Annotated in this window: 11 protein-coding genes; 5 read left to right on the forward strand and 6 right to left on the reverse strand. The window is 67.7% G+C overall.

The features are described 5' to 3' along the window. Positions 1-20: 20 nt before the first annotated feature. The gene (locus tag R9X41_RS10465) at positions 21-911 is read right to left on the reverse strand and encodes an RNA polymerase sigma-70 factor (protein ID WP_318634806.1); all 891 of its coding nucleotides are present in this window, start codon (positions 909-911) and stop codon (positions 21-23) included. A 67-nt stretch (positions 912-978) separates the two neighbouring features. On the opposite strand from R9X41_RS10465, the gene R9X41_RS10470 reads away from it, so the two are divergent. The 3 genes from R9X41_RS10470 to R9X41_RS10480 are packed head-to-tail and all read left to right on the forward strand — an operon-like array spanning position 979 to position 3567. Continuing rightward, on the forward strand, positions 979-1611 hold the full coding sequence (locus tag R9X41_RS10470) for a helix-turn-helix transcriptional regulator (RefSeq protein ID WP_318634807.1): 633 nt from the start codon (positions 979-981) through the stop codon (positions 1609-1611). Next, entirely contained in the window at positions 1601-2572 is a 972-nt protein-coding gene (locus R9X41_RS10475) for an ornithine cyclodeaminase family protein (RefSeq protein ID WP_318634808.1), read from the forward strand. The genes R9X41_RS10470 and R9X41_RS10475 overlap by 11 nt, the downstream gene beginning before the upstream one ends. A 29-nt stretch (positions 2573-2601) precedes the next feature. After that, complete coding sequence (locus tag R9X41_RS10480) at positions 2602-3567, forward strand: threo-3-hydroxy-L-aspartate ammonia-lyase (RefSeq protein ID WP_318634809.1); 966 nt, start codon at positions 2602-2604, stop codon at positions 3565-3567. Positions 3568-3581: 14 nt separating this feature from the next. Here the strand turns inward: R9X41_RS10480 and R9X41_RS10485 are convergent, their stop codons facing one another. Genes R9X41_RS10485 through R9X41_RS10495 form a run of 3 tightly spaced genes read right to left on the reverse strand, consistent with a single transcriptional unit; the run spans position 3582 to position 6686 of the window. Next, positions 3582-3902 carry an ATPase with chaperone activity gene (locus R9X41_RS10485; protein ID WP_318634810.1) on the reverse strand — a complete coding sequence of 107 codons (321 nt, stop codon included), beginning with the start codon at positions 3900-3902 and terminating at the stop codon, positions 3582-3584. Positions 3903-3919: 17 nt separating this feature from the next. Next, complete coding sequence (locus R9X41_RS10490; RefSeq protein WP_318634811.1) at positions 3920-4345, reverse strand: PACE efflux transporter; 426 nt, start codon at positions 4343-4345, stop codon at positions 3920-3922. Between the two features lie 37 nt (positions 4346-4382). Beyond that, positions 4383-6686 carry an FdhF/YdeP family oxidoreductase gene (locus tag R9X41_RS10495; protein ID WP_318634812.1) on the reverse strand — a complete coding sequence of 768 codons (2304 nt, stop codon included), beginning with the start codon at positions 6684-6686 and terminating at the stop codon, positions 4383-4385. Positions 6687-6858: 172 nt separating this feature from the next. Between R9X41_RS10495 and R9X41_RS10500 the strand changes: the two genes are divergently transcribed. Both R9X41_RS10500 and R9X41_RS10505 read left to right on the forward strand, forming a co-directional pair. Further along, entirely contained in the window at positions 6859-7683 is an 825-nt protein-coding gene (locus R9X41_RS10500) for an undecaprenyl-diphosphate phosphatase (RefSeq protein WP_318634813.1), read from the forward strand. 60 nt (positions 7684-7743) lie between these two features. Continuing rightward, a complete protein-coding gene (locus R9X41_RS10505; RefSeq protein WP_318634814.1) occupies positions 7744-8457 on the forward strand; it encodes a DUF4136 domain-containing protein in 714 nt (237 codons plus the stop codon). A gap of 43 nt (positions 8458-8500) precedes the next feature. Here R9X41_RS10505 and R9X41_RS10510 read toward each other — a convergent pair whose 3' ends face one another. Both R9X41_RS10510 and mutS read right to left on the reverse strand, forming a co-directional pair. Then, positions 8501-9328 (reverse strand): proteasome-type protease, encoded by an 828-nt coding sequence (locus R9X41_RS10510; RefSeq protein WP_318634815.1) that lies wholly within the window; start codon positions 9326-9328, stop codon positions 8501-8503. A 55-nt stretch (positions 9329-9383) separates the two neighbouring features. Continuing rightward, positions 9384-12002, reverse strand: a complete 2619-nt coding sequence (mutS, locus tag R9X41_RS10515; RefSeq protein WP_318634816.1) for a DNA mismatch repair protein MutS — start codon at positions 12000-12002, stop codon at positions 9384-9386. Positions 12003-12556: the final 554 nt, after the last annotated feature.

The raw sequence follows: 12556 nt of genomic DNA on the forward strand, positions 1-12556 counted from the left end.
GCGGTTTGTGACGCAGTTCTTCAATCCGTCGAAAAAAATTTGGCTAGCCGCGCCAGTTTTTCCGGGTTGCGCTGCACGTGAATGCGCACGATGCGCTCGCCGTCGGTCTCGAAGGCCTGCGCGGATTCGAGCGTGCCGTCGAGCCAGCGCAGCAGCGCCCAGCGGCCGTTGAGCCGAGCCAGCTCCACTCGCATGCCGGCACCGTAGCGACGGCACGCGGCGTAATAGAGCTGCGCGATGCGGCGCGCGCCCAGCAGCGGCTTGGGAAAACTCGGCACCCGGCCGCCACCGTCGCCGATGAGTTCGGCCTTCTCGTCGATCAGCGCATGCAGTTCGGCGAAGTTGCCGCGCGACAGGGCGTCGGCAAAGGCGCGCAGCACCCGGTGCTGCGCCGCCTGCGGCGCAGTCGGCGCACCGCGCGCGGCCTGCAGCTGCGCCTTGGCTCGGTGCACGATCTGCCGCGCAGCCGGCTCGCTCTTGCCGATGGCCTCGGCCACCTGGGCGTAGTCGGCGTCGAACACCTCTCGCAGCAGAAAGGCGGCGCGGGCCTCGGGTGCGAGCCGGTCGAGCAGCATCAGGAACGCGACCGACACGTCGTCGGCCAATTCGCGGGTCTGTTCCGGTGTGGCGGGGCCGTCTTCGGGCAGGGGTTCGGGCAACCAGAAGCCGGGGTAGGTTTCACGACGGAGCCGGGCCGCGCGCAACCGGTCGATGGCCATGCGGCTGGTCATGGTCACCAGCCAGGCCTCGGGGTTGTGCACCGCGTGCTGCTCGCCTTCGCCGCCCTCGTGCCAGCGCAGCCAGGCGTCCTGCACCAGGTCCTCGGCCTCGGCGATCGAACCCAGCATGCGGTAACCGATGGCCTGCAGGCGAGGGCGCAGGCGTTCGAAGGTGTCGAGGGCTTCGGTCATGGCGGCGCAGTGTAGTGCGTGGATCGACGCTGTTGACGAAATGTCCAGGGCTGGACAAAATATCCACATGGCCCGCAAACGCACCCCGGAACAGAAGCTGCTGCTCGAACAGTTGCAGCAGGTGGCCGCCGGCCTGGCGCAAACCTTTGCGCCGTTCTGCGAGGTGGTGCTGCACGATCTGCTCGACCCGAAGCAGGCGGTGGTCGCGATCCATAACAACCTGTCGGGCCGCGAGCCGGGGGAGCCGGCCACCGCGCTCGGCCTGGCCCGCATCCTGGATCCCGGCTATCCGCAGGTCGTCGCCAACTACGCCAACCAGTTCGCCGACGGTAGGCAGGCCAAGAGCACGTCGATCGGCATCAAGGATTCCGAAGGCCGCTATGTCGCGGCGCTCTGCATGAATGTCGACCTGACGCTGTTCCGCGGTTTCCAGACGGCGCTGTCGCAGTTCGCCGCCGTCGACGGCAGCGACCCAGCGCGCGAGTCGCTCGACCCGGCCGGCGCCGAACTCATCCGCCAACGCATCGATCAATTCGCCGCGCGCCAGGCCACCACCCCCCGCGCCCTGAAGGCAGCCGACCGTCGCGCCTTGCTGCAGGAGCTGCGCGACGCCGGCATGCTCGATGTGCGGCGAGCCATGGAAACCATCGCGGCGCACCTCGGCGTGTCGCGTGCCTCGGTGTACAGCTATGCCAAATGACGCCCGCCTGATGCTGCTCGACCGCGACACGGTCGCCGGCCTGCTGACGCACGACGTGGTGTTGGAAGCGGTGACAGAAGCCTTCCGGCTGCACAGCCAGGGCGCCGGCCGGGTGTTTCCGGTGGTACGCGAGACGCTGCCCGGCGGTGGCGTGTTCGGCATCAAGTCGGGCGACGTTCCGGCCGAAGGCCTGCTCGGCTTCAAGGCGGCGGGTTTCTGGCCGGGCAACCGGGCAGCCGGCGGCGAACCGCATCAGGCGACCATCGTGCTGGTCGATCCCGCCACCGGCCGTCCTCGGGGGATCGTCGACGGCAATGCCATCACCACGTACCGCACCGGTGCGGCCGGGGCGATCGGGCTGAAGCTGCTGGCGAGGCCCGATTCGGCCAGCGCCTGCCTGTTCGGCACCGGCGTGCAGGCGGCGATCCAGCTCGACTTCGCGCTGCGCACCTTGCCCGACCTGCGCACCGTGCGCTACCTGGGCTCGTCCGGCCGGGCCAACGCCGACTTCGAGGCTCGCTTCGCCGACCGATGCGACATCGCCATGGCGACGCACGCCGACACGGCGGTGGCCGCGAGCGATGTGGTCATCTGCGCCACGCCGGGGCGCGGGCCGCTCTTCGGCCTGCAGGCGGTGCGGGCCGGAACCCACATCAACGCCGTCGGCGCCGACACGCGCGGCAAGCGCGAGCTGCCATCGGGCCTGCTGGAGCGGGCCCGGCTTTTCGTCGACGACCGGGTGCAGGCGCGGCAGATCGGCGAGCTGCAATGGCTGCCCGACGCCGCGTGCACCGAGGTGGGCGACCTGCTCTGCGCCGCCCGCCGGCCGCCGCGTGGTGCGAGCGACATCACCGTGTTCGACATGACCGGCATCGCGCTGCAAGACCTCACCGTGGCGCGGCTGGTGCTGCAGCGGGCCGCATCGGCCGGCGTCGGTACCGTCGTCGCCTGGCCCTGGTAAACCTACCCATCCAACCCTTCGAACCGACCATGACCGATCTCGTCCTGCCCACTTACGAAGACGTCCAGGCCGCCGCAGGCCGCATCGCCGGCCACGCGCACAAGACGCCTGTCATCACTTCGCGCACCTTCGACGAGGAGGTCGGCGCTCAGGTCTTCTTCAAGTGCGAGAACCTGCAGCGCATGGGCGCGTTCAAGTTTCGCGGCGCTTTCAATGCGCTGAGCCGCTTCGACGAGCGACAGCGCAAAGCCGGCGTGGTGGCGTTCTCGTCGGGCAACCATGCGCAGGCCATCGCGCTTTCGGCCCGCATCCTGGGCATGCCGGCCACCATCGTCATGCCGCAGGACGCGCCCGAGGCCAAGGTGGCCGCCACGCGCGGCTACGGCGCGCAGGTCGTCACCTACGACCGCTATACCGAAGACCGCGAAGCCATCGGCCGCGATCTGGCGCAAAGGCACGGCCTGACGCTGATCCCGCCCTACGACCATGCCGACGTGATCGCGGGGCAGGGCACGGCGGCCAACGAGCTGTTCGAGGAGGTCGGGCCGCTCGACGCGTTCTTCGTCTGCCTGGGCGGCGGCGGGCTGCTGTCGGGCTCGGCACTGGCCACCCGTGCGCTGTCGCCCGGCTGCAAGCTCTACGGTGTGGAGCCCGAGGCCGGCAACGACGGCCAGCGTTCGTTCCGCTCCGGGGCCATCGTGCATATCGACACGCCCAAGACCATCGCCGACGGCGCGCAGACCCAGCACCTGGGCCAGCTCACCTTTCCGATCATCCGGCGCGACGTGGACGACATCCTGACGGTGAGCGACGCCGAGCTGGTCGAGGCCATGCGTTTCGCCGCCACGCGGATGAAGCTGGTGATCGAGCCGACCGGCTGCCTGGGTTTCGCCGCGGTGCGCAACATGAAGGAGTCGCTGCGCGGCAAACGGGTGGGCGTGCTGGTGAGCGGCGGCAACGTCGACCTGGCGGCCTTCTGCCGGCTGCTCGGCTGAACGGCCGGGTAGCTTCAATCGGCCGGCTGGGTCAGCCAGGCCGGAATCTCCCATTCGAGTTGTTCGGCGACCCGGCACATCACCCAGCGTGCTTCGCCCGGGCTGACCGAGGCGGGCGGCGTCAGCAGGCCGTCGAGGCATTTGCGCAGGGCGGCGCTCTCGGACAGATCGCCGCTGAACTGCACCGTGCGGCACAGTTCGGCGACCTGCGTGGACAGGTCTTCGCAGAATTCCAGCCGGGCCTCGACCTCTTCCTGCCGGTGCGTGGGCCGGCCGTGGCGCACGTAGAGCGCCATGAAGCTGTCGGGAATCGGGATGCGGTTGGTGTCTTCCATGGAGGCCCTCGCGTGAGTCAGGCGGCGCTGGCCGGCAGGCCGAATATGCGGTCGAACGCCCAGTTGAAGACGAAGGTGTAGACCAGGAAGAAGGCCAGCAGGCCGATGTCGAGCCAGAAGGCTTCGAGCAGGCTCACGCCCAGACCCCAGGCGACCAGCGGGATGAGCATCAAGGCCAGTCCGCCTTCGAAGCCGATTGCATGGGCGATGCGCCGGCCGATGCCGCGGCCGCGCTGCGCCTGGCCGGCTTCCCAGCGCTCGAACAGCCAGTTGAAGGCCAGGTTCCAGACGATGGCGATGGCCGAGGAGCCCACCGCCACGAGCGTGGCCGACGCCAGCTGGTCATGGCCGCCCGAAAAGCTCGCCAGCCCGATGCTGGTGCAGGCGATCGCGATGCCCTCGTACAAAGTCACAAACACCACCCGCCGCCAGATTCCCTGCATCGCCTGCCTTTTTGATTGAGGCGTGGACTGTACAAAACTATGGCGACCCTGCGCCGACGCGGTTGGCCACCACCCGCACCGGCACCGACTTGGCAGCCGGCACCTTGCTCTCGTCGGCGTGCTGCCACAGCGGCACCAGCGGATTGCATTCGGGGTAGTAGCCGCCGATGCTGCCGCGCGGGATGTCGTAGGGCACCACCCGCAGGCCGTGTACTTCGCGCACGAAGTCGTCGCCACAAGCGCTCGCCAGTCCGATGTCCTGGCCGTCGTGCAGGCCCAGCCAGGCGATGTCGGCCGGGTGCATGAAGACGATGCGCCGTGTGCCTTCCACGCCCCGGAACCGATCGCTCAGGCCGTAGATGGTGGTATTGAACTGGTCGTTGCTGCGCAGGGTGACCAGCCGCAGCACGTCGGCACCGCCATCGCCGGCGAAGGCGGCATCCAGCGCCTGCGGCACGGTGAATTCGGCCTTGGCCGAGGGCGTTTTCCACATCCGCTCACGCGCCGGCAGCGGCCGGGCGAACCCGCCCGGTGCAGCGAGGCGCCGATTGAAGTCGTGGAAGATTTCCGGATAGGTGATGGCGATCTGATCGCGTACCCGGCCGTAGTCGTCGCACCAGCCGTCCCAGTCGACCTGGGGGTTCGGCGCCAGCGTCGCCTTGGCGATGCCGGCGACGATGCGTGCTTCCGACAGCAGCTGCGCAGAGGCGGGCGCATGGTGGCCGCGGCTGGCGTGCATCCAGCCGGTGCTGTCTTCGGTGCTGAGCGTCTGCAGCACGCCGCGCTGCTCGTCGCGTTCGATGCGGCCGAGGCAGGGCAGCAGGTAGCCGACCGTGCCACTGAGGAGATGGCTGCGGTTGAGCTTGGTGGCGATCTGCACCGTCAGCCGCAACCGGCTCCAGGCCGGCTCCATGCGGTAGTGGTCGGGCACGGCGCGCAGAAAATTGCCGCCGAGTGAGACGAAGGCGCGCACCGAGCCGTCGATGACGCCGGCGCAGGCGTCGACGGTGCTCAGTCCCTCGTCGCGCGGCGGCTCGAAACCGAACTGATCGGCGAGCTTGTCGAGCGGCACCAGCGACGGTTTTTCGGAGATGCCGACGGTGCGCTGCCCCTGCACGTTGGAGTGACCGCGTACCGGGCAGATGCCCGCGCCGCTCTTGCCGATGTTGCCGCGCAGCAGCAGGAAGTTGAGCAGCGTGGTCACGTTGTCCATGCCGCGCTTGTGCTGGGTGAGGCCCATGCCGTAGACCGCGATCACCGCATTGGCGTTGGCGTAAATGCGGGCGGCGCTTTCCAGTGCGGCGCGCGTCAGGCCGGACTGCGCTTCGATTTCGCTCCAGTCGCTGCCGCGCACCGAGGCTTCGAATGCCTCGAACCCGTGGGTATGCGCCTCGATGAAAGCGCGGTCGAGCACCGGCGGCAGCCCGAGGTCGCGTGCCTGGTCGTCGAATTCGAACAGCGTCTTGCACAGGCCCATCAGCGCCGCGATGTCGCCGCCGGGCCGCACCTGGTGGTAATGCGTGCTGATCTCGGTGGCCGGGCCGCCGAGCATCTGCACCGGGCTTTGCGGGTTCTTGAATTCGACGAGTCCGCGCTCGCGCAGCGGGTTGAACACGACGATGGGAATGCCGCGCTCGCGCGCCTCCTGCAGCTGGTGCAGCATGCGCGGGCTGTTGCTGCCCACGTTCTGGCCGAAGAAGAAGATGCAGTCGGTGTGCTCGAAATCGGCCACATGCACCGTGCCCACGCCCTGGCCGATGGTCTTTTGCAGCGCCACCGAGGTGGTCTCGTGGCACATGTTGGAGCTGTCGGGCAGATTGTTGTTGCCGTAGAGGCGCGCCAGCAGCTGGTAGAGATAGGAGGTTTCCAGCGATGCGCGGCCCGAGGCGTAGAACACCACCGATTGGGGCGCCAGCGCCTTCAGTTCGGTGCCGATCGCGGCGAAGGCATCGTCCCAGGCGACCGGCAGGTAGCGGTCGGAGGCGGCGTCGTAGCGCAGCGGCTCGGTCAGGCGGCCGAGCTTTTCCAGCTCCATGTCGGGCCAGGTGCGCAGTTCGGTCAGCGTGTGGGCGGCGAAGAAGTCCGCGCCGACGCGGGCACTGGTCAGCTCCGAGAAGGTCGCTTTGGCGCCGTTTTCGCAGAACTCGGCCAGGTGTGATTTTTGCGGGCGTCCCCAGGCGCAGCTGACGCAGGCGTAGCCGTCGGGCTTGTTCTGGTGGCGCAGGCCGGGCAGGGCGTCGTAAGACCCGAATCGCGCCACGGTGACGCCGAGTGATTTGACCGAACCCCAGCCGCCGGCCGGTGCGTCGTAGGGATGAATCTTGATGATGTCTTGGTGCATGGCGTGCAATCCGTCGGATGTCGGTACAGGTCGCCATTGCGCAGGCTGCAGCAGGCGGGCCTTGTCGGATGGCAGCCAGTCATCCCGTGCGTGAGCCGGCCGCAGCAAAAGTCGTCGCGGCGCCGCGGGCGCTGGTGATAATCCACCCCACTGTTCTTATTAGGGAGTTCCCTTGGATATCGTCCTGCTAGCCAAAGCCGCCATCATGGGCATCGTCGAAGGTCTCACGGAGTTCCTGCCGATCTCCTCGACCGGTCACCTCATCCTCGCCGGCTCGCTGCTCGGCTTCGACGACGACCGCGCCAAGGTTTTCGAGATCGCCATCCAGACCGGGGCGATCCTGGCGGTGATCATGGTGTACTGGCAAAAGCTGCGGACCACCTTCACCTCGCTGCCGACCAGTGCCAACTCGCGCAAGCTGGTGATCAACGTGCTGATCGGCTTTCTGCCCGCCGTCGTGCTGGGCCTGCTGCTGGGCAAGGCGATCAAGGAGCATCTGTTCACCCCGGTGGTGGTGGCCAGCACCTTCATCGTCGGCGGCTTCGTCATCCTGTGGGCCGAGCGTCGGCAGCAGACGGCGGTACGGGTGGCGTCGGTCGACGACATGACGCCGATGGACGCGCTCAAGGTCGGCCTGGTGCAGTGTCTGGCGATGGTGCCGGGCACCAGCCGCAGCGGCGCGACCATCATCGGCGGCATGCTGCTCGGGCTGTCGCGGCAGGCGGCGACCGACTTTTCGTTCTTCCTGGCCATCCCGACGCTGATCGGCGCCGGCGCCTACAGCCTCTACAAGGAGCGCGCGCTGCTGTCGGCCGCCGATGCGCCGATGTTCGCCGTCGGCCTGCTGTTTTCGTTCATCAGCGCCTGGATCTGCGTGCGCTGGCTGCTGCGCTACATCGCCACGCACAGCTTCACGCCGTTCGCCTGGTACCGCATCGCCTTCGGCATCGTGGTGCTGGCTACCGCCTGGAGCGGCGTGGTGGCCTGGCACGGATGACCGGGTGCCCCAGGTAAATCGATACAGCCCCGGCGGCGGGTTGACGGAAATAATGCGGCGATGAACCCGATCCGAACCGCTCGCCGCCTATGGCCCGCCCTGCTGCTCGGCGCCGCCGCCTTTCTGGGTGGTTGCGCGAGCACCGTCTCCACCCAGGTCACCAACTTCAACGCCTGGCCGGCGGACGCGGCGGGCGGCACCTTCGCCTTTGCGCCCCAGGCCAAGGGCAATGCCAAGGAACTGGAGCAGTCGACCTACGAGCAGTACGTGCGCGAAGAGTTGGAGCGGCTTGGGCTCAAGTCGGCCGCCACTGGGCAAGTGGCGCGCTTCATGGTCGAGGTGGATGCCTCGGGTTCGCAGCGTACGGTGCGATCCCTGCAGCCGATGTACCAGAACTACCGCACCTTCATTCCGGCGCGGTCCGGCCCCAACGGCACGGTGATTCCGGGCTATTGGTCGGCCGACATGATCGGTGGGCAGTACCTGGGGGACCGTGAAGTGGCGCGCACGCTGCAGGTGAGCAAGCTGCGGGTGCAGATGCGGGACCGCAAGCCCAATGCGGCCGCACCGGTGAGCGTGTTCGAGTCGACGGCGGTGTACGAGGGCGGCATGGAGAACCTGCCGGACCTGGTGCCCTATCTGGCGCGCGCCGCCTTCGACAGCTTTCCCGGCCGCAACGGCCAGACGCGGGAGATCCGCTTCGACATGCAGGGAGGCGCCAACGCGGCGCCGACCTCGGTGACGCCGATCACGCCGAGCAACGCGATTCGCTGAAACCGTCGCGCCGCCCTGTTGCAAGGGGCGGCGGCGAACGGACTCAGATCAGTTTTTCGTTCGGGTTGCTCAGCTTCTTGAGCGGCTTGGCGCGGCTGTCGCTCACGTTGAGTGGGTAGTCGGTCTGCGCATCGTCCCAGACCGGGTCGTCCAGGCTGTCGAAGACTTCGCGCAGCTTTTGCCCCCAGCTGTTGTGGAGCATGCGGAAATAGGGGTTGTCGGTGTCGATGGCGATGACCTTGTCGGTCTTGAGCGCGTTGGCCTCGTACACCACCAGATCGAGCGGCAGGCCGACCGACAGGTTGGACTTGAGCGTGGAATCCATGGACACCAGCGCGCATTTGGCGGCTTCGTCCAGTGGAATGTCTGGCGTGATGACCCGGTCGAGCACCGGCTTGCCGTACTTGGATTCGCCGACCTGGAAATACTGCGTTTCGGGCGTGGCTTCGATGAAGTTGCCTGCCGAATACACCTGGAAGAGGCGCATCGCCTCGCCGCGGATCTGGCCGCCGAAGATCAGCGACACATTGAATTCGACACCCGCCTGCTGCAGTGCCTCGGCGTCGCGGTGGTAGACGTGGCGCACCGCCTGGCCCAGCACGCGGGCGGCGTCGAACATGCTCTTGGCGTTCCAGATGGTGATCGGTTCGGCGTCTTCGAACTCACGCAGCTGCTCGGTCTGCAGGATCTCGCGGACCGATTGCGAGATGGACAGATTGCCGGCGGACAGCAGCGTCATGAAGCGGTCGCCCGGCTTCTCGTACACGATCATCTTGCGGAAGGTGCTGATCTGGTCGAGGCCGGCGTTGGTCCGCGAATCCGACAGGAAGACGAGGCCGGCGTTGAGCTTGATGGCGACGCAGTAGGTCATGGGCGATGGATCTCTGGGCGGGAAGGGCGGTCGGCAGGCGATGGGCTCGCCCGGTTCATCGGATGTCGCGCAAGGCCAGCTTTTTCAAGGCGTAAAGCGTATCGAGCGCCTCGCGCGGCGTGAGCGCGTCGGGGTCGATCTCGTGGAGCCGGGATTCTAAGGCGCTGGGGCCTTCGGTCTCGGTAACCAGGGGTGTGGCGAACAGGTCGGCTTGCGCCTGCTGGGCGCTGGCGTTTTCCTCGAGCATGGTGAGCGCACCGCGTGCATGCGCCAGCACGGCCGCCGGCATGCCGGCCAGGCGCGCGACCTGGATGCCGTAGCTGCGGCTGGCTGGTCCGGGCTGGATCTCGTGCAGGAACACGATGCCACCCGCGCCGCGCGGCGAGCCCGGCGTTTCGGCCGCGCTCACATGCACGTTGACCGCGGCATGGTGCTTGGCCGGGAATTCGGTCAGTTCGAAATAGTGGGTGGCGAACAGCGTGAACGACTGCGCCTTGTCGTGCAGATAGGAAGCGATGCCCGCGGCCAGCGCCAGGCCGTCGAAGGTGCTGGTGCCACGGCCGATCTCGTCCATCAGCACCAGGCTGTGTGGCGTGGCCGCATGCAGGATCTGCGCGCCCTCGGTCATCTCGAGCATGAAGGTCGACTGCGCGTTGGCCAGGTCGTCGGCCGCGCCGATGCGGGTGTGGATCGCGTCGATCGGCCCGATGCGGCAGTGTGTCGCCGGCACATAGCTGCCGATGGAGGCCAGCAACACGATCAGCGCCACCTGGCGCATGTAAGTGGACTTGCCGCCCATGTTCGGCCCGGTGATCACCTGCATGCGCTGCTTGCCGCCGAGCCGGGTGTCGTTGGCGATGAAGCTCGCCGCACCCCGGGTGCTGCCGCCGAAGCCCTCGGCCAGGCGGGCTTCGACCACCGGATGCCGGCCGGCCTCGATCTCGATGCAGGGTTCGCGCGCGAATTCCGGCGGGCACCAGCCCAGAGTGAGCGAGCGTTCGGCCAGGGCGCACAGCACGTCGACCGCCGCCAGCGCGCGGCCGGCGCGGCCGAGGGCCGGCACGTGCGGCTGCAGGGCATCCAGCAGGGTTTCGTAGAGCAATTTTTCGCGGGCGAGGGCGCGTTCCTGGGCCGACAGCGCCTTGTCCTCGAACGTCTTGAGCTCGGGCGTGATGAAGCGTTCGGCGTTCTTCAGCGTCTGCCGGCGGCGGTAGTCGTCCGGCACCCGGTCGAGCTGACCTTGCGTCACTTCGATATAGAAACCGTGCACCCGATTGAACTGCACCCGCAGGTTGGCGATGCCGGTACGGGCGCGTTCGCGGGTTTCGAGCTCCAGCAAAAAGCCGTCGCAGTTGGTCTGGATGGCGCGGAGTTCGTCGAGGTCGGTATCGAAGCCGTCGGCGATCACGCCGCCATCTCGCACCAGGGCGGCCGGTTCGGGATGCAGCGCTCGCTGCAGCAGTTCGGCGATCTCCGGCGGCGGTTGCAAATCGTGCGCGGCGTCGGCGAGCAGCCGAGCCTCGTCGGGCAGCGAGCCGGCGATGCGCGCGGTCTTCTGCAACGACTGCGCCAAGGCCACCAGTTCGCGCGGCCGCACCTGGCGCAGCGCCGTGCGGGCGGTGATGCGTTCGACGTCGGCCATGCCCTTGAGCTGCTCGCGGAGCCGGCCAAAGGGGCCGGCGCCGTGTTCGCCGCGCAGGGCGCCGATCGCCTGCAGCCGGCGCGTGGCCTGGGTGCGGTCGCGGCGCGGCTCCAGCAGCCAGGTGCGCAGCGCGCGGCTGCCCATGCCGGTCATGCAGGTGTCGAGCAGCGAAAACAGCGTGGGCGCGTCTTCGCCGCGCAGGGTCTTGGTGAGTTCGAGGTTGCGCCGGGTGATGCCGGGCAGGTCGATGAGTTCGTCGTCGCGGTGCACCCGCAGCCCGCCGATATGGCTGAGTGCGCGCCCTTGCGTGTGCTCGGCGAAGGCCAGCAGCGCGGCGGCGGCGGCGTGCGCCTGCGGCAGGTCGTCAGCGCCCCAGGCGCCCAGGCCGCGTGTGCCCAGCTGCTCCTGCAGGCGGGCATAGCCGAGGGCGGTGTCGAACTGCCATTCCGGCCGGCCGGTAACGGCGAAGGGCAGGGCACGCCGACTGGCGCTGAGGCGCTTGCCCACGGCGCTCGCCTCGTCGGCACCGTGCAGCACTTCGCTCGGCGAGATGCGGGCGATCCAGCCGTCGAGTGCGTCGCCGTCGCATTCGGCGAGCTGGACTTCGCCCTGGGTCACCGCCATCCAGGCCAGGCCCACGCGGTCGCGTGGGCCGGGGTGGATCGCCAGCAACACCGACTCGGCCTTGTCCTGCAGCAGCTCGGTGTCGGTCAGCGTGCCGGGCGTGACCACACGCACCACCTTGCGCTCGACCGGGCCTTTATTGGCGCCGACCTCGCCGACCTGCTCGCAGATGGCGACCGACTCGCCCAGGCGGATGAGCTTGGCGAGATAGGTGTCGACCGCGTGATAGGGCACACCCGCCATGCTGATCGGGTAGCCGGCAGACTGGCCGCGCCGGCTGAGGGTGAGATCGATGAGTCGCGCGGCCTTCTCGGCGTCTTCCCAGAACATCTCGTAGAAGTCGCCCATTCGGTAGAAGAGCAGGGTGTCGGGGAAGTCGGCCTTGAGGCGCAGGTACTGCGCCATCATGGGCGTATGCGTTGAATAATCGCCGATCGCAAGTGCTTGCCGGATGACAGAGGAAGGCTCCGAATCATTGGCGCCGCTCAGGGAATTTGAATCTGAAAGGTTCATTTTTTATATATGCCCATGTGCCTTGCGTCCCACCGATCATGCTTTCGGTCGTTTCAGCATGGCCGGCGCCGAGGGGGCCATCGGGGGCGTCAGGCGCCGCACGATTATGGTGGATGGGCTTGACCCGACAGTTCAGGCCGCACGCTCGAAGTCGCGCTCTTGTCGTGCTCTTGTCGCGCTATATCGAACGTCGATACAGAAGCCTAAAAACGGCCAGGGGGCTTCGAAACAGTAGAACGGATTCGGTATCTATTTCCTTCATGCACCATTGCCGGTTCGCGTCGCGCCACACCCTGTCTGCCGCGAGGGCTGGAAGATGATTCCCGGGCGTCGATAAACGATTGGTTGGTGCGGTCAAGGAGCACCACGCCAAGGCGCTAATGGCGTCTCGCCGCTCGTGGCCGGTAGCAATTCAAAGTGCATCGTATGCCTGCCCTGGGCACCAACGA

Source organism: Xylophilus sp. GOD-11R (genome assembly GCF_033546935.1).
Taxonomy (GTDB): Bacteria; Pseudomonadota; Gammaproteobacteria; order Burkholderiales; family Burkholderiaceae_C; genus Xylophilus.

Excerpts from the sequence above, each read along its gene's own strand:
- R9X41_RS10465 (WP_318634806.1), bottom strand. The coding sequence starts at position 911 with ATGACCGAAGCCCTCGACACCTTCGAACGCCTGCGCCCTCGCCTGCAG.
- R9X41_RS10470 (WP_318634807.1), top strand. The coding sequence starts at position 979 with ATGGCCCGCAAACGCACCCCGGAACAGAAGCTGCTGCTCGAACAGTTG.
- R9X41_RS10475 (WP_318634808.1), top strand. The coding sequence starts at position 1,601 with ATGCCAAATGACGCCCGCCTGATGCTGCTCGACCGCGACACGGTCGCC.
- R9X41_RS10480 (WP_318634809.1), top strand. The coding sequence starts at position 2,602 with ATGACCGATCTCGTCCTGCCCACTTACGAAGACGTCCAGGCCGCCGCA.
- R9X41_RS10485 (WP_318634810.1), bottom strand. The coding sequence starts at position 3,902 with ATGGAAGACACCAACCGCATCCCGATTCCCGACAGCTTCATGGCGCTC.
- R9X41_RS10490 (WP_318634811.1), bottom strand. The coding sequence starts at position 4,345 with ATGCAGGGAATCTGGCGGCGGGTGGTGTTTGTGACTTTGTACGAGGGC.
- R9X41_RS10495 (WP_318634812.1), bottom strand. The coding sequence starts at position 6,686 with ATGCACCAAGACATCATCAAGATTCATCCCTACGACGCACCGGCCGGC.
- R9X41_RS10505 (WP_318634814.1), top strand. The coding sequence starts at position 7,744 with ATGAACCCGATCCGAACCGCTCGCCGCCTATGGCCCGCCCTGCTGCTC.
- R9X41_RS10510 (WP_318634815.1), bottom strand. The coding sequence starts at position 9,328 with ATGACCTACTGCGTCGCCATCAAGCTCAACGCCGGCCTCGTCTTCCTG.
- mutS (WP_318634816.1), bottom strand. The coding sequence starts at position 12,002 with ATGATGGCGCAGTACCTGCGCCTCAAGGCCGACTTCCCCGACACCCTG.